The following is a 15,436-nucleotide window of genomic DNA, read 5'->3' as shown; positions in this document are numbered from 1 at the left end:
AAACAGCCAATATAGTTCTATTGGCTGTTTTTTAAGTAGAGTTTTACTTAAGAAACTTCGTGAATATACATTGCTTTGTTACTTAAAAGTTAGGTTCACGGTCATAGTGTTTATCATATACACACCAACATATAATATAAGGCTCTTTTCCTCTACATGTCCATACTCCATCTCCAGGACATTTTATAGGTGTACCTCCTAAAATTTGTTTTTGCGCTGTTTTATTGATAACAGTACCTAAGTTTGAAATTTTTGTTTTCATAATTATATTTTTAATTAATTACTAATAGTTAGGTTCAAGAAAATTCTTCTTATCATATTCACACCAACACATAATATAAGGCTCTTTTCCTCTACATTTCAATACTCCATCTCCAGGACATTTTGCAGGTGTACCTCCTAAAATTTGTTTTTGCGCTGTTTTATTAATAACAGTACCTAAATTTAAAATTTTTGTTTTCATAATTATTAATTTGTTATTGAGTTAAGTACTTGTTTTAAATTGTAAAACATAAGTAATTGCTGTAAAGTTTTTAACTATATTAAATTGTTCGCAATGGTTATATCGTCTCCTTCAGAAGATGCAAATCATCTACAAATTTTAGCTTACAATAACAATAAACTTCTCTTGGAACACAATAATAAAAAAAACCTATAGGACAGATTACTTCGGTACCTCCATTAATTTGTTTTTGTGCTGTTTTATTAATAACAGTACCTAAATTTAAAATTTTTGCTTTCATGATTAATTAGTTTTGGTTATTGATAATTTTTAGTGGTCAAAGTCTACAGGTAATTCTTCAACATATTCTGGTTCACACCAACATCTTATCCAATTACATTTTAAATAAGTTCCTCTAGGGCAAACAATTTGTCCACCATTAATAGTTCTTTGTTCTGATTTATTCAGAACGTTTCCTAATTTAGAAATTGATTTTAACATGATTAATTAATTCGAGTTATCCCTACTCTATTAAATGCTTTTCGGGGGACGCATTAAAACAAGCTTGATTTTTAACAAATATTAAACATTGTTAGCTACAAAAGAAGTGAAAACAGGTACTATTTATGAAAACAGGAGGTACTATTTAAAAATAATGACATTGTTATTTTTATTGTAAGATGTTGTTTTGTAGTGTTTTGTGTGTTTTGTTTTTTGGTGAGTTTGATAAAAACAAAAACAATAGATTAAAAAATTAACTTTACATATAACTTAAAAATTAAAACTTATGAAATGTTTATCTATTGAGATGTTAGCAAAGTATAAATTAACACTAGAGGAAAAAACAAAGATTTTAGCAGGAGATCCAGTTAAGGCGAATTATGAAAAAATAGATTTTGGCGGACCAGATACAGATGGAGAAGAAGACTGTTTTGTTTTACCACCAAGTGCAGAAAAAGATAAATGCTACGATCGTAAAAATAATTTTAAGGTTTAAAATAATTACAAAAAACATTACATTATAACTCCTTATTAATTTTCTCTATAAATTGATAAGGAGTTATACCTATATATTTTTTAAAAATTCGAGTAAAAGACTTCGCATTTTTATATCCAGCAATTTCTCCAATAGCTTGTGTTGTATAAGACCTCACTTTCTTATCATTACTCAATATTCCAATAATGTAATTAATACGTAACTCATTCGTATAATCATTAAAGCTCATTTTTTTATAATCTTTAATGATTTTTGATAGGTAAGTAGTATTGGTTCCTATTTTTTTAGCTGCATTATATAAATTATACTCTTCTTTTAAAAAGTATTTCTTTTCCTCTATTTTTAATAAGCCGCTAATAATTTGTTGATGTTGTTCGTCTTTTATTTTTAATGGATTAGGTAAAGAAAAGGGCTTTTCAGTTAGGTCTTCTTTTTTTGAAATTTTATTTAATAGTTCACTTAACTTTTTCTTTGTTTTCTTTTTTTCTTTAGCGTTTTTAAATACTAAAAAAGAGATAACTATTACTGTAGATATTAATCCTATAACTATAATTTCATAATAAAAATTCTTTTTGTTACTATCCTCTTTTAACTTTTTAATTTTTTTATCAAAATCAACTTTAATTGCTTCTTTAAACTGTTTTTTATCTCTTAATGAAACTTTTGAATGATTATTTACATATGTGTTTAAATAATAATTTGCAGAGTCTACTTTATTTTGATAAGTATAAATTTGTGAAAGGTATCCATTCATTTTTATATAATTATCATCTAAAATGGTGTCTTTTTTTATTTTAAGAGCAGTTAAAAAGTTATGTTTAGCCTTTTCGAATTTATTTAAATTATAATAGTTTAGACCATTGTTGTAGTATCCTTTGTATAAATAAGACTGTGACTTGCTTTTTTCGAATAACGCTAAACTTTTTTCAAGAAAAGAACTAGCTTTAGAGTATTCTTTTTTTAAAGTATAAATAGTCCCTTTTCCATAATAAACTTTGCCGGTATAATAGCTATTAAGATTAAACTCTTTTGTTTTTAGTATCAAATTATAGTAATGTAAAGAAGAGTCTGCATACTGCTGTTTTTCTCTGTTTTTTTTATATAAAGTAGCGTAAATAGCAGCAACATTAAACATTCTTTTATATTTGCTACTATAATACTTGTTTGAAAGGGATTCTTTATTAGCTTCTATAAGGTCAAGAGTTTCTTTTGCTTTATTAAGAGCTTTATCAAGCTCTCCCATGTCTTGATAAATAAGTGCAATGTTCCCTTTTATTTTAATAATTCGCTCAATATCTTTGGCTAACAAAGCGTAATTTTCGGCTGTAATATAATTTTGTAAAGCTGGTTTAATTAACTTTCTTCTTTTATTAGAGTTGCCTAAGAGAATATGAATATCAAATAGTAAAGGAAAATTTTTATTTACTCTTACTATTTTAGGAAGATATTTATTAATACTATCTTTAAAAGAAGTGTTTATAGATTGTTTTTCTCTTACTTTTAAATATTCTATTGCAGCATATCCAAAAGTTTTATAAGCAGTATTATTACTTAGTAGAAGCTTGTTCATATAGTATAAAGAACTATCAACACCAATTTCTTTATTTAAATAGAACTTTTTTTTAATTTTTATCAAGTCACTTTCGTTATACTTCTCTATTTCTTGAGAAAAAGAAAGAGTACAATTAAAAATTACTAAGAAGAGAAATAAAATTTGCTTTAACATAATTTTTTTGAAGAGTTAGAGGAAAATTAATAGTAGTTGCAAAATAAAAATAATTTAACAAGAAAGCTATTTCTTCTATTCTATTTTTGATTTACAATAAGTTAGTTTATTTCTAAAAAAAATGTTATAAGAACATAATAAGATAATATGTAAATAAAAAGAGAAAATACTTTTTATAAATAAAAAGCGTTGTTGTTTTAGTTATATTTAAAAAATTTTTAAAAAGTAATATAAAACTTAAACCCTTAAATTTCATGAAAAAACTTTTTTTATTAGCAGGTCTTTTATTTTCTGTAGCCTCGTATTCTCAGATTGAATTTATTGAAACTACTAAAACAGAAATAGTAGGAAAAATAGAGTACGTTTATTTAGAGAAAATAGGAGATAAAGCTTACAACTTTTACTATAAGAATATAAATGATCCTATTCATGAATATGTTCATTTTTCATTTAAAAACTTAGATAATGATGTAGAAAAATTACATCAAATAATTGTAAAAGGCTTTGAAGAAAACCCTAGAGATCCTTATAAAATTAAAGCAAATGGAGATGTAATCTGGTTAAAATATACTAAAGTTGATGGAGTAGTAATGTTACAAATTCAACAGTATGTAAGTAGAGATCCAGATATTATGACAGTTTCTAAGTTACTTACATATGAAGAAGTAAATAAGTTATTTAGCAAATAGTTAAAATAACAGCAATAAAAAAGCAGCCCATAGGCTGCTTTTTTGTTAGGTTTAAATAAAACTATATTAGTTTTTAGCTTTCTTTTTAAAAGCATCAAACTTATTTGTTGTTTGTTTAGGCCAACTGTTATTTGAAGTATCAATATCGGCAGTTTCTAAATCAGGATCTACAACAATACTTTTAATTTCTTGAGTAGATGTAAATACTCTTTTTACTTTATGCTCATTTTTTTTCCAAATTTGAGCAGGGAAAGTTTGGCGTTTTTTAGAACCATCTGCATACGTTAATTCCACAATAATAGGCATTACTAAACCACCTGGTTTTTCAAACTCAACTTGATAAATATAATTAGGTATATTTTTTAAATTAGCTTTCTTGTCTGAAGGTAAGCTATTAATATATGCTTCTATTTCAGATTTATCAGCATCTTCTTTTTTAGTAGTTAAGTAAACTAACTTACCTAATTGCGCAAAATAAGAAGGATATTGCTGTTGTAACTTCTTACTTTCTTCATTTGGCTTATTGGTTAAATATAAAGGCTTAACCTCTTTAATTCCAATATCAGTATAATCAGTGGTGTAGAACCAACCTCTCCAAAACCAGTCTAAGTCCATACCAGAAGCATCCTCCATTGTTCTAAAGAAATCGGCAGGGGTAGGGTGCTTAAACATCCATCTTTTAGAGTATGTTCTAAAAGCATAGTCAAATAACTCAGGTCCCATAATTGTTTGACGCAACATGTATAAACCAGCAGCTGGTTTTGTGTAAGCATTAGGTCCGAAATTATGTACATAATCACCTTGAGACATGATAGGGCTTAACCTATCTTGATCTAAACTCATGTAACGAACAATATCTTTAGGTAAGTTACCAGTGTTAAAGTTTGGATCGTAGTCTAATTCAGCTAAAATTTCAACAAATGAATTTAAGCCTTCATCCATCCAAGTCCACTGACGTTCGTCAGAGTTCACAATCATAGGGAAGAAGTTATGACCAACTTCATGAGTAATTACTCCAATCATTCCGTTTTTAACTCTATCAGAATAGGTTCCATCAGGATTTGGGCGTCCGTAGTTAAAACAAATCATAGGATACTCCATTCCTTGACGCTTAGCGTGTACTGATACTGCTTTAGAATATGGATAGTCAAAAGTCATTTTAGAATACTCTTCTAATGTATTAGCAACAACACGAGTAGAGTGCTCTTCCCATAGCGGATTTCCTTCTTTTGGGTATAAAGATAATGCCATAACGGTTTTACCATTAATATCTACAGCCATAGCATCCCAAATATATTTTCTTGATGAAGCAAAAGCAAAATCACGTACTTTATTTGCCTTAAAGTGCCAAGTTTTAGTTTTAGTAGTTCCTTGCTTTTCGTTTTCTTCAGCTTCTTTTTGAGTAACAATAAACACTGGGTCTTTAAAAGATTTTCTAGCTTTTTCAAGACGTTTACGTTGTTCTCTACTTAATACCTCTTTTTCGTTTTGTAGTTCACCAGTAGCCTCTAAAATATGATCGGCAGGAACAGTAATTTTTACATCGTAATCACCAAATTCTAAAGCCCATTCACTACGCCCCCAAAATTGCATGTTTTGCCATCCTTCAACATTGTTGTACACACATAATCTTGGGAAAAATTGAGCAATAGTATAGTTTTTATTTCCGTCAGGAAAAGATTCAAAACCAGAACGACCACCGTCTTCAACAGAGTTGTTAATTAAGTAGTTCCACTTAATTTTGAATTTAAAAATCTCACCAGGAGCCAATGGCTTAGGCAAGTTAATACGCATCATTGTGCGATTAATAGTATGAGATAAATCTCTACCATCAGCATATTTTACGGCTTCAATATTAAAACCAAATGCTTTTGGTTTATCCATATTGTCACTCACAAATTTATCAGGAGTTTGAAAACTTCTTGCTGCATTAGATTCTGCCAAGGGAGATTTAGAATCTGGAGCTCGCATATTTTGATCTAACTGTAACCATAAATACTCTAAATGATCTTTAGAGTTGTTGTGGTAAGTAATATCTTCATCTCCGTACAATCTATCTGTAGCTTCATCTAAGCGTAAGTTCATTACATAATCAACTTTTTGTTGTGTGTATGCATGACCAGGTGCTCCTGATGCTGTACGTTGATCGTTAGGAGTAGCTAATACATCTTTTAATTGTCGAAATTTGTTTTGGTCGGTATGACCTTGTTGACGTTCTTTTTTAGGTGCTTCTTGGGCAAATAAAGAAGCTGATACAAAGAGCGCTGAAAATAATAGCGTAGAATATTTTCTCATTATATGCTTGTTAGTTTTTGAATAAATAAGCGGAAAGTTAATGAAATCTTATTACTAAAAAAGAAGCTTTATTAAAAATTTAACAAACCTTTATCATTATTGCTTGATAAAAACAAACTTTTGCGCTCCTTTTTAACAGTTGCTTTAATAAGGTTTTGTTGATCAGGGAAGTGGTCTATTAAAATATTGTTTTCTATTTTTATTGATTTTGGTAATGAAACATTTTCTATCTCTAAATAAAAGTAAACAATATTACCATCGTATTCCTTACCTATAAACTTGTAGTTTTTTTCTTCATTGTTAATAATAACTTTAAAATGAGTTTTTAAGTATTTGTAATAGTATTCATTAATAGACGGTAATTCGTTTTTAGTGGCAATTTGTAGGTTGGTATTGTAATCTTTATTTATAGCGAGCTCAATATCATCCATAAAAACATTCATAATCATTTGTACGCTTTGAGTATCTTCTCTGTATTCAATTTCAGTTAACGCAACATAGTATTTATGCAGGGTGAATGATAGTAAGGGAAGGACTAATAAGAGAACAAAAAGTTTTTTCATGGTTAATAAAGGTCAATTATTGCGCCAAATTAATCTTTTCCAATAAGTTTGAGGTATCCTGTATGTTCTTTTCTAAATATTTTAATAACTTTTAACACTTCACGGTTTTGATATAGTTTTTCTATTCCTAACGGATTACAATATTCTAAAAAGTGATAATATTTATCAACCGGAATTTTAAGTTCAACAAAAAAGAAGTCTTCTCCTAATTCATTAAGTAATTTAGCAGGCATATTTTCTTTAAAAGCTAATTCTTTACGAAGTTTTATTAGTTTTTCTGAGTTTTTTACAGGAAACGTGTTGGTAGTACCCATTCCTTCAAAAGCTTTTGTAGGGTCAATATTTACCACATTAGGTTTTACGTGTTTACTTATATAATCGTCTGAATGGTAATTACTGTAATTAACATTTGAAAAGTCGGTAGCTTTACTTGCTATTTCTAAGTTTTTATCACGCTTTACCTTTCTAAGGTCTTTGGCAAGTTCACCTGATAATTCGTTGTTTCTTAGTAAAACTTCATCTAGTTCATAATCTTGTTTTTCAAGAGTAGTTCTTTTTCTGTAGGTATTAAAGTCGGCTTTGGTTAGTTTTTCATAAATGGTTTTATAACCTATACTACTATATCTAATAGAATCTGTAGGTCTAGCAAAAAGTCTGTATTCTCCATTTTCGTTAGAAAACGTGGCTTGGTTTGTTGAAAAGTTAACAATATGAGCATTTTCTAGCACACCATTTTCATCATAAACAATTCCAAAAAGTGTTTTTCGTTCTTCTTGAGAGAATACGAATTGTGATAAAAATAACAAGGCTATTAGAACTTTCTTCATGGTACTTTATTAGGTTAGATTAGTATACACCTAAAGGTACGAAATATTTTAAGAAAGCGTAACCAATAACAACGAAATAGGGAAGAGGTTTTAATTGTATTTTTTAGGGTTAAGTTTTTTAAATTCGTCTGATTTCTTTTGCAAAAATGTAATCATTGCTACTTCATTATTTAAATAAAGAGTATTGAAGTCATCGGAAGATTCAGCAAAATAAATAAACCTGTCAATATCTTCTTTTAGTATGTTTAGTTCGTGTTGAATGAGTATGTGGTAATTACTACGTATGTTTTCTATTCTTTTTTCTTTGTCTTCAATAGCCTTAAGTTTTTTTAATTTTTTTAATCTTCCAGACATCCAATTTAACAATAGGTCTACAGGTATTATTCCTCCATAACTTGTTGTAGCAGTATGTAGCCTTCTTTCAGCAGGGGTAAGTATTCTAGAACCGGCAAAGGGTAGGTTTAATGTTTCAGCATTTATTACTTTTTCAGATTTTATATGTTTTGAATCAGAAGAAATATACCCAAGTAAATTATGCTTTTTTACTTCAACTTCATCTAGCTCAATAGGTACTTTTTTTAGTAGGATATTATTTTCTTGTATTCCGAAGTGATTGACATCTACTACAAAGTTTTTAGTTTCATAGCCCACAAACGAAATTTGTAAAGTATCATTTATTTTGGCTAAAATCCTAAACTCACCATTATTATTAGTAAAAGTTCCCTGTTTAGTGTTAAGGTTTATTACATGTGCGTTAGGAACAGCACTTACTTCATCTTGTATTATAGCATAAAAGAATTTTCTACTTTCTTGTGCTGTAGCTTTTATTATAAAAAACAGACAAATAATTGAAGGGAGTATATTTTTCATGTGTTTAGTTACTAATCACTTTTAAATAGCTCTTACTTTCTTGTTGTAAGATAGCAATGACTTTTAAAAGTTGTTGTTCTTTATATAATTTTTCTATTTCTAGGGGATTGCAATATTCTAAAAAATGAAGATACTTGTCTTTAGGTATGTTAAGCTCTTTAAAAAAGAAGGACTCTCCAAATGCTGAGAGGAGCATTTTAGGAAAATTCTCTTTAAACTGTATTGTTTTTCGGGTTCTTTTTAGTTGTTCAGAATAATTATCTTTCCCTAAACTAATTGCGCCTCCAACACCAGCAAATTTAGCAGTAGGGTCAGTTACTTTTCTCATATTAGGAACCCCCATTTTATCAATCTCATCAATAGGCATAATAATAGGGTCTTGAAAATTAATCATAGAAAAATCAATAGCTTTTTTAGCTTTTTCCATACCAATATCTTTAGGTGTTTGTTTAGTATCTATAGCAAGTGAACCTATTAAGTTGTGTTTTTTTACTTCCACTTCATCCAATTCAAAAGGAACTTTAACTAGGGTAATTTTATTTTCTTGTATTCCAAAATGAATATGGGTAAGCTTAATTTTTTGGGTTTCGTATCCTACAAAAGATATTTGTAAAGTATCGTTAGGTTTTGCTAAAATTCTAAATTTACCAAAGTCGGTACTAAATGTACCTTGTTGGGTATTTAGGTTGATAATATGAGCGTTGGGTATAGCACCAAGTTCATCATTTAAAGTTCCGTAAACGAATTTTCGTTTTTGTTGAGCCGTAGCTCCTAAAGTAATTAGTAGTAAAAGTGTGATGGGTAGTTGTTTAATCATGCAATTATTTTTTGGTAACTCTTATATTTTCATTTTCTAGTAGGTAAGGGGATGATTTACTATTTTCAATTAAAACAGCCGTAAGTTCTAATACTTTGTCTTTATTATACAGGTTTATAATTCCTTTAGAAATACAGGCTTGTAAAAACTGATTGATGTTTTCTTTCTTTATTTTTAGTTGACGTATAAAAAAGCCATCTGTAAAGTGTTTTCTAATTTTTTCAATATTTCTATCTTCAACAGTAATCTTTTTTAATTGTTTTTTTCGTTTGTTTGTTCCGTTAAGTGCATTTATAAGTCCCGTTACACTAATAGCTAAGCCCGATTCTACCTTTACTGTTTTTTCATCTTTTGGTTGTATAACATTGGCATAAGGTAGTTTTAAGGTTTTAGCATTTACAACAGGGGCGTTGTTAAGAATGTCGGGATCAATTTCTAAAATACTTCTTTGCTTTTCAAGCACAACCTCATCTAACATGTGCGTTTTACTATCAACAAAAATTACAATGTTTTTAGCTTTAATATGCTCTTTGGTAAGGGTAACCTCTTTATACTCTAAGTTAAGATGAGAAATAAGTAAAACGTTGTTTTCAGAAGCTAAAATTTCAAAACGTCCGTTTTCATTAGAAACAGCACCAAGCGTTAGTTTTTTATTAATAATATGTACATCTTGGGTAGCAATACTATCTATAAACACAGTACCCGTAATAATTTTAGGAGTGTTTTGAGCAGTTATAGCACAGGTAGTTATGGTAAAAAGAACAAGTAACAATTTTCTCATATCACAAATAAACTACCTACTTGTCTTAAAAATGTTTTAAGGACATGGTAAATTTTTGTTAATTTGAAGTATATAAAGCATAATTAAAGATTGATTTTGAGGAGTTAAAACTCATATTAATTAAACTTAAATAGATAGTAAACAAATGAAAAAACTACTTATAGCAAGCACATCTACCGTTCATGGTAGTGGATACCTAGCATATATTTTACCAACCTTAACTAACTTTTTTAAAGAAGCCTCTACCATATTATTTATACCGTATGCACGTGCAAGCGGAAAAACCTACGATGAATATACCTCTGTAGCTCGTAAGGCTTTTGCTAGTATTGATAAAAAAGTTGTAGGTATCCATGAGTTTGATAATCCGAAGGAAGCTGTTCAGCAAGCGGAGGCTATTTTTACAGGAGGAGGTAATACGTTTGAATTGGTAAATCAACTATATAAAAACGATATACTTTCCGATTTAACTACAGCGGTTGAAAACGGAACTCCGTATTTAGGTACCAGTGCAGGAAGTAATATTTGTGGAGTATCGATGATGAATACGAACGATATGCCTATTGTGTATCCACCAAGTTTTAAAACCTTAGGGTTTATTCCGTTTAATATCAACGCACATTATTTAGACCCAAATCCAGATTCTACGCACATGGGTGAAACGCGTGAAACACGCATTAAAGAATATCATGTATTTAATGAAACACCAGTGCTAGGGTTACGTGAAGGTAGCTGGCTAGAGGTTAACGGAGATTCAATTATATTACGAGGAATTTACACCGCACGTTTATTTAAACAAGGAAAGGAAGCTGAGGAGTTAGCCACAAATACAGAGGTTAGCCAGTATTTTTAACCCCTTAAAAGAAATACTTTATAGTTAAAAAAGAGTTTTTATAAGCTATTTTTATTGTTACTATGGCTTACTATAAGAAAACAACCATTTAAAGCCTGATAAGTTAAGAAACGAACTTGTTGGGCTTATATTTATTATTAAGACTTTTCCATTAGGCACCAAATGTCACTTCTACTAAGCACTAAATATCTTTCGTATTAGGTACGAAAAGACATTTCCATTATACATATCAAGCTTAATAGTACTTTATAAATAGAAATTTAAATAAACAGATTACTTCGCCATGGTCTCCTTATAATTCAGGTTTAATAGGTAACAAATGTTGTTTTAAGCTATAAAAAATGAGAGAATAACGTATGCTAAAAAAACTACTTTCTATAAAAACTATATAGGCTATCTTTGAAAAAATCCTATTTTTACGATATGGACATAAAATTGACAGAACAAGAGAAGATAAAAATCTTAAATTCCGATGATATCTACGGAATAATGCAAAAAATATTACTTCGTGAAAGTAAGATAGACCAAAACCGTGAACACTTTTGGGTAATTGGTTTAGCTAACAACAACCGTATTCTTTTTATTGAGTTAATAAGCTTAGGTACTATTAATGCTACTTTGGTAGAACCCATGGAAGTTTTTAGTCTTGCATTGCAAAAAAGAGCTGTAAAAATAATATTATGTCATAATCACCCAAGTGGTGAGTTAACTCCGTCAGAAAATGACAAAAACCTAACAGATAGGTTAATACAAGTAGGTATTATAGTAAATACACATGTAATAGATCATTTAATTATTTCTGATAAAAGTTATTTGAGTTTTGCTGATGTTGGTCTTTTACAAGAGTTAGCAAAAAGTACCAAATATGTTCCTAAGTATGTACTGGAACAGCGTCTTAAAAAAGAGGCTTCAGAAATAGCTGAAAAGAATAAAGCAATTGAAATTGCCAAAGCTTTTAAAAGAAGTGGTCTTGATAATGAGTTAATCGCTAAAAACACAGGTCTTACCATTGAAGAGGTAAAAAAACTACGAGTGAAAAGGTCATAAAATAAATTTCTAATTATAAGGCAACAAAATTAACTTGTTAATACCCTTATTTTTCCTGATAAAACTACTCAAGTACTCAAAAATTGAATTAAGGAAGTAAAAAGATAAGTACTACTTAGTAACTTGTTAAGTACACAGTGTTATTTATGTATGTACAAGTTTCGTACAAAAATGATTAGTTACCCTTAAAATACAATGTGTTATAGTAAATAGTTTAAAAATCAAAAAATGCTTGCTTATTTTTTTATAATGTTTTTATATATTTAGGGTAAAAAATTGTTAACCCTTCAAAAATATATCTATGAACATAAAAGCGAAGCTCTTTGTATGTGGAGAGGAGCGAGAATTAATCTCTACCAGTTTAAATTACATTCGACTTACTGACTGGAACGGCAAACCTACATCAGCCCTAATGGGAGGTGCTTTTACCGTTACTTTTAAACCAGAAATGTACGATGATACCTTTATTGAATGGATCATAGCGGATAGAAAAGACAATAAAAAAATACGTCACCCTTTTAATCTTTATCTATTAAGAGATGGTAAAGTAGTTTTTTATGAAGATGATTTTGATGGAGTAGAGCTATTCCAATACAATTTTCAAGACGGTGTACTTATAAACTACCATGAGGTTTTTGATAATCAAAAAGGTATGCAGGTTACGTTAACCATATCGCCTGCAATGCAAGATTATCGTTTTTTTAATAATAGTACCGATTGGCGTAGAAAAAGTAGAACTCGTTATATAAAACCTTGGCAAGAGAGTTTTATACCGCCTATAGAAGATACTCCTTATAAGGCACAGGAAGACACAACACCTCGAGTTATAAAAGTAAACTGGATTAATAAGAGTAATGAAGTAGTAAATAGTAGTCATTATGAAGAAAACTTAGGTCTTGAAATAGGTTTGAATAATCCTAATGGAGGAAAGGTAAAAATTAGTATTGCAAAAAAAGACAATACTAGTTTTGATAATAATACTAAAGAAATAGTATTGGAAGAATATGTTACAGGTAACAAAGTAGCTATAACCGACTTTAAAATAAAGAAAGAGTGGGAAGATTTTAAAAATGTAGAGATAGATGAACTGGTTGCTACTGCTACTTATTTTGACAGTACTAAGGAAAGCACTTCTTTAGAAATTATAGCACCGCCTAAAGTAATTGTAGATTTTAGACCTAGTAAAAATTATAGTGGGGAATACGGTTTTGATTATATAAGACATAAAAAAGAGAAAGATGATTATATTACTTATGAAGACATTGTAGGACCTAATCAGTACAATGATTTTAAACTAAAAAAACGAGTGAAAAAGTTTAAAAAAGACCCTCTTAAATATAAAAAACTAAAAGATAATGAGTATAAAACGCTTACATTTCCTTGGTATAAAGATAGTGCAGGGAAAGAAATTGAGTACATACAAAGTTGGTTAATTCTATACCCACAACAAACCGTAACATTAAGTTTGCAGTTAGAAACGATAAATAACCCTAAGAAGTTAGATATTTGTTTAGAATACGATACCGAATTATTTAAGTTAAGTACAGATACTATACCAGCTCAAAGTAAAAAGAAAAAAAGATTAGACGACTTTTTAACCGTTGAATGTTTAAAAGAGTTTAGTACCAATCAAACCATTAAGGTAATGTATGGTAACCAACAATTAGGGCAACTAAACATTTTAGCCAATGCTAAAAGTAAACGTAAAAAGTTAGATGTTGTTTTTGTGGAGGTTGAAACTACTCTAGTAAAAGGGAATAATTATAAAGGTAATTCTACAGGAAAAAAAGCATTTTTAACCAAATACTTCCAACAATCCTTAATAAAACCGACCATTGTCTTTGAGTCATTAGACCTAAAAACTGACAAAGTATTTAATAAAAAAGTTGACCCAAAAAGCAAGGGATATATAGACAATAGAACAGGTTTGCATGATTATCTAAATAGTAAGATGGATACTAAATACAACAACTATTTAAAAATATATTTTATTGGTGATGAATGCCCTTCATTTGATCCAAAAACAAAGCTGAAAATAGGTAGAATAAACGGACAAGCCAAAGATATTAATTCAGATGCTGTAGTGCTGTTTAAAGGACATAACTCTGCTACCACAGCACATGAAGCCTTACATGCTTTAGGGCTATATCATACTTTTTCTTCAAAAGCAAACTATACGTATAAAAAAGGTGAAACCTATAATATTATGGATTATTCGCACCAATCAAAATATGGTAGTAAAAAACGAATATTAACATGGTTTTGGCAATGGAAAAAATTGTGGAATAATTCACTTGTAAAACCCGAATAAGATGAAACAATTATTTTTAATTATTGTATTAACATTGTTTACCTCGTGTAACGCTCAAAAAATAACAACTATGAAAAAATTTGATATAGAAAGTTTCAATAAACATAAAGACTCAATTCGTAATGAATACAACCGTATCTTAGATGATGGAACCACTATAAGGCAATGGGAATCAACTAATGAATATATAGAAATCACAAAATCTAAAAACTCTTATTTTGAAGAATCTAGAAGTTTTTATAAAAATGGAAATTTAAAAATGTATGTAGAAAGGTTTCCTAATCAGTTTCTAAAATATTTAATTGAGTATAATGAAAATGGTAAAATAATAGAAGAAACCGATTACGATAAAGATTTTGACTATACTTGGGAAGATTTATTAAAATTATTAAAAAAACGTAAGGTTGATATACTAGGAAGATATACAACTATAAGAAAAGAAGAAGGAAATTGGCGTTTTTCGTATGTTGAAGGGATTTATATTTATGATGTTATTATAGATGGTAAAACAGGTAAAATACTTCAAGATGCTAAAAATGAATTTGAAGAAGGCTCGTAGTAGGAAGTTGTTTATTCTTTATATGGGACTTATTGTTGTTACAGCTTGTAATACTCAAAAAACAACAATTATGAAAAAAATTGATATAGAAAAGTTTAACAAAAATAAAAACTCTTTGAATAGACATATTGATACTCTAGACAACGGAACCATTATTGAACAAACTGAATATGTAGATGAATATACAGAAACTATAAAAATAAAAGGCGATTATATTGAAAAATATAGAAGGTATTATAAGAGTGGAGTAATTAGCCTTGAAGGTGAGTATTTTGAAAATGACTTCCAAAAAGGCATATGGAAAGAGTACGACGAGAAAGGTAATTTGATAAAAGAAACCAATTATGACAAAGGTTACAATTATACATGGGAAGATTTATTAAAGTTGCTTAAGGAACGTGAGGTAAACGTAAAAGACACGAATAATACAACGATTAGAAAGGATGATGGAGAATGGTGGATTTATTATGTGAAAGGACTTTATATTTATAATATTCGTATTAATGGAGAAACAGGAAAAATCACATTGGATGATAAAGATATTTTTGAAGAAGGCTCGTAAAGTTAAAAACTATTAAGAACTTATTTTATTGAATGGTAAAAGCCAGCTCTTGATAAAAATGGGAACAAAACAAACATAACAAAAATAAGGAGCAGTT

Annotated in this window: 18 protein-coding genes; 7 read left to right on the top strand and 11 right to left on the bottom strand. The window is 29.0% G+C overall.

Going from position 1 to position 15,436, the window contains the following annotated elements:
* Nucleotides 1–82: 82 nt before the first annotated feature.
* From NH341_RS10135 to NH341_RS10120, 4 genes are all read right to left on the bottom strand, one after another.
* Nucleotides 83–262 (bottom strand): hypothetical protein, encoded by a 180-nt coding sequence (locus tag NH341_RS10135; protein ID WP_047789555.1) that lies wholly within the window; start codon nucleotides 260–262, stop codon nucleotides 83–85.
* A 21-nt stretch (nucleotides 263–283) separates the two neighbouring features.
* On the bottom strand, nucleotides 284–463 hold the full coding sequence (locus NH341_RS10130) for a hypothetical protein (protein ID WP_047789556.1): 180 nt from the start codon (nucleotides 461–463) through the stop codon (nucleotides 284–286).
* Between the two features lie 97 nt (nucleotides 464–560).
* Entirely contained in the window at nucleotides 561–743 is a 183-nt protein-coding gene (locus NH341_RS10125) for a hypothetical protein (protein ID WP_047789557.1), read from the bottom strand.
* 29 nt (nucleotides 744–772) lie between these two features.
* A complete protein-coding gene (locus tag NH341_RS10120) occupies nucleotides 773–943 on the bottom strand; it encodes a hypothetical protein (RefSeq protein ID WP_159495251.1) in 171 nt (56 codons plus the stop codon).
* Between the two features lie 286 nt (nucleotides 944–1,229).
* Here NH341_RS10120 and NH341_RS10115 point away from each other — a divergent pair, with 286 nt between their 5' ends.
* Nucleotides 1,230–1,439 (top strand): hypothetical protein, encoded by a 210-nt coding sequence (locus tag NH341_RS10115; protein ID WP_073182855.1) that lies wholly within the window; start codon nucleotides 1,230–1,232, stop codon nucleotides 1,437–1,439.
* A gap of 22 nt (nucleotides 1,440–1,461) precedes the next feature.
* Here NH341_RS10115 and NH341_RS10110 read toward each other — a convergent pair whose 3' ends face one another.
* Entirely contained in the window at nucleotides 1,462–3,165 is a 1,704-nt protein-coding gene (locus tag NH341_RS10110; protein ID WP_253056728.1) for a helix-turn-helix domain-containing protein, read from the bottom strand.
* A gap of 254 nt (nucleotides 3,166–3,419) precedes the next feature.
* On the opposite strand from NH341_RS10110, the gene NH341_RS10105 reads away from it, so the two are divergent.
* On the top strand, nucleotides 3,420–3,854 hold the full coding sequence (locus NH341_RS10105; protein WP_047789560.1) for a hypothetical protein: 435 nt from the start codon (nucleotides 3,420–3,422) through the stop codon (nucleotides 3,852–3,854).
* 66 nt (nucleotides 3,855–3,920) lie between these two features.
* On the opposite strand, the gene NH341_RS10100 is transcribed toward NH341_RS10105, so the two are convergent.
* From NH341_RS10100 to NH341_RS10075, 6 genes are all read right to left on the bottom strand, one after another.
* Nucleotides 3,921–6,149: a M1 family metallopeptidase gene (locus NH341_RS10100; RefSeq protein WP_253056726.1), complete on the bottom strand. Its 2,229-nt coding sequence runs from the start codon at nucleotides 6,147–6,149 to the stop codon at nucleotides 3,921–3,923.
* A 71-nt stretch (nucleotides 6,150–6,220) separates the two neighbouring features.
* Entirely contained in the window at nucleotides 6,221–6,712 is a 492-nt protein-coding gene (locus NH341_RS10095; protein ID WP_167713913.1) for a DUF6702 family protein, read from the bottom strand.
* 29 nt (nucleotides 6,713–6,741) lie between these two features.
* A complete protein-coding gene (locus NH341_RS10090) occupies nucleotides 6,742–7,539 on the bottom strand; it encodes a carboxypeptidase-like regulatory domain-containing protein (protein WP_239179551.1) in 798 nt (265 codons plus the stop codon).
* 90 nt (nucleotides 7,540–7,629) lie between these two features.
* Nucleotides 7,630–8,409, bottom strand: coding sequence for a carboxypeptidase-like regulatory domain-containing protein (locus NH341_RS10085; RefSeq protein ID WP_253056724.1), 780 nt, complete (start codon nucleotides 8,407–8,409; stop codon nucleotides 7,630–7,632).
* 4 nt (nucleotides 8,410–8,413) lie between these two features.
* The gene (locus NH341_RS10080) at nucleotides 8,414–9,226 is read right to left on the bottom strand and encodes a carboxypeptidase-like regulatory domain-containing protein (RefSeq protein WP_073182841.1); all 813 of its coding nucleotides are present in this window, start codon (nucleotides 9,224–9,226) and stop codon (nucleotides 8,414–8,416) included.
* Between the two features lie 4 nt (nucleotides 9,227–9,230).
* Complete coding sequence (locus NH341_RS10075) at nucleotides 9,231–10,007, bottom strand: carboxypeptidase-like regulatory domain-containing protein (protein WP_239179557.1); 777 nt, start codon at nucleotides 10,005–10,007, stop codon at nucleotides 9,231–9,233.
* 145 nt (nucleotides 10,008–10,152) lie between these two features.
* Here NH341_RS10075 and pepE point away from each other — a divergent pair, with 145 nt between their 5' ends.
* The 5 genes from pepE to NH341_RS10050 all read left to right on the top strand — a co-directional run bounded on the left by pepE (nucleotide 10,153) and on the right by NH341_RS10050 (nucleotide 15,339).
* On the top strand, nucleotides 10,153–10,860 hold the full coding sequence (pepE, locus tag NH341_RS10070) for a dipeptidase PepE (RefSeq protein WP_253056722.1): 708 nt from the start codon (nucleotides 10,153–10,155) through the stop codon (nucleotides 10,858–10,860).
* Between the two features lie 423 nt (nucleotides 10,861–11,283).
* Nucleotides 11,284–11,907, top strand: coding sequence for a JAB domain-containing protein (locus NH341_RS10065; protein WP_253056720.1), 624 nt, complete (start codon nucleotides 11,284–11,286; stop codon nucleotides 11,905–11,907).
* A 301-nt stretch (nucleotides 11,908–12,208) separates the two neighbouring features.
* On the top strand, nucleotides 12,209–14,218 hold the full coding sequence (tssD, locus tag NH341_RS10060) for a type VI secretion system tube protein TssD (protein WP_253056718.1): 2,010 nt from the start codon (nucleotides 12,209–12,211) through the stop codon (nucleotides 14,216–14,218).
* A gap of 70 nt (nucleotides 14,219–14,288) precedes the next feature.
* Nucleotides 14,289–14,777, top strand: a complete 489-nt coding sequence (locus tag NH341_RS10055) for a hypothetical protein (RefSeq protein ID WP_253056716.1) — start codon at nucleotides 14,289–14,291, stop codon at nucleotides 14,775–14,777.
* A 70-nt stretch (nucleotides 14,778–14,847) separates the two neighbouring features.
* Nucleotides 14,848–15,339, top strand: a complete 492-nt coding sequence (locus tag NH341_RS10050) for a hypothetical protein (RefSeq protein ID WP_253056714.1) — start codon at nucleotides 14,848–14,850, stop codon at nucleotides 15,337–15,339.
* The last annotated feature ends 97 nt before the right edge of the window (nucleotides 15,340–15,436 follow it).

The organism is Tenacibaculum sp. XPcli2-G, from assembly GCF_024124505.1.
GTDB lineage: Bacteria > Bacteroidota > Bacteroidia > Flavobacteriales > Flavobacteriaceae > Polaribacter > Polaribacter mesophilus.
The sequence above is the reverse complement of the archived record's forward strand: the minus strand, read 5'-3'. Positions and strand labels throughout refer to the sequence as shown.

Excerpts from the sequence above, each read along its gene's own strand:
- NH341_RS10135 (WP_047789555.1), bottom strand. The coding sequence starts at position 262 with ATGAAAACAAAAATTTCAAACTTAGGTACTGTTATCAATAAAACAGCG.
- NH341_RS10130 (WP_047789556.1), bottom strand. The coding sequence starts at position 463 with ATGAAAACAAAAATTTTAAATTTAGGTACTGTTATTAATAAAACAGCG.
- NH341_RS10125 (WP_047789557.1), bottom strand. The coding sequence starts at position 743 with ATGAAAGCAAAAATTTTAAATTTAGGTACTGTTATTAATAAAACAGCA.
- NH341_RS10120 (WP_159495251.1), bottom strand. The coding sequence starts at position 943 with ATGTTAAAATCAATTTCTAAATTAGGAAACGTTCTGAATAAATCAGAA.
- NH341_RS10115 (WP_073182855.1), top strand. The coding sequence starts at position 1,230 with ATGAAATGTTTATCTATTGAGATGTTAGCAAAGTATAAATTAACACTA.
- NH341_RS10110 (WP_253056728.1), bottom strand. The coding sequence starts at position 3,165 with ATGTTAAAGCAAATTTTATTTCTCTTCTTAGTAATTTTTAATTGTACT.
- NH341_RS10105 (WP_047789560.1), top strand. The coding sequence starts at position 3,420 with ATGAAAAAACTTTTTTTATTAGCAGGTCTTTTATTTTCTGTAGCCTCG.
- NH341_RS10100 (WP_253056726.1), bottom strand. The coding sequence starts at position 6,149 with ATGAGAAAATATTCTACGCTATTATTTTCAGCGCTCTTTGTATCAGCT.
- NH341_RS10095 (WP_167713913.1), bottom strand. The coding sequence starts at position 6,712 with ATGAAAAAACTTTTTGTTCTCTTATTAGTCCTTCCCTTACTATCATTC.
- NH341_RS10090 (WP_239179551.1), bottom strand. The coding sequence starts at position 7,539 with ATGAAGAAAGTTCTAATAGCCTTGTTATTTTTATCACAATTCGTATTC.
- NH341_RS10085 (WP_253056724.1), bottom strand. The coding sequence starts at position 8,409 with ATGAAAAATATACTCCCTTCAATTATTTGTCTGTTTTTTATAATAAAA.
- NH341_RS10080 (WP_073182841.1), bottom strand. The coding sequence starts at position 9,226 with ATGATTAAACAACTACCCATCACACTTTTACTACTAATTACTTTAGGA.
- NH341_RS10075 (WP_239179557.1), bottom strand. The coding sequence starts at position 10,007 with ATGAGAAAATTGTTACTTGTTCTTTTTACCATAACTACCTGTGCTATA.
- pepE (WP_253056722.1), top strand. The coding sequence starts at position 10,153 with ATGAAAAAACTACTTATAGCAAGCACATCTACCGTTCATGGTAGTGGA.
- NH341_RS10065 (WP_253056720.1), top strand. The coding sequence starts at position 11,284 with ATGGACATAAAATTGACAGAACAAGAGAAGATAAAAATCTTAAATTCC.
- tssD (WP_253056718.1), top strand. The coding sequence starts at position 12,209 with ATGAACATAAAAGCGAAGCTCTTTGTATGTGGAGAGGAGCGAGAATTA.
- NH341_RS10055 (WP_253056716.1), top strand. The coding sequence starts at position 14,289 with ATGAAAAAATTTGATATAGAAAGTTTCAATAAACATAAAGACTCAATT.
- NH341_RS10050 (WP_253056714.1), top strand. The coding sequence starts at position 14,848 with ATGAAAAAAATTGATATAGAAAAGTTTAACAAAAATAAAAACTCTTTG.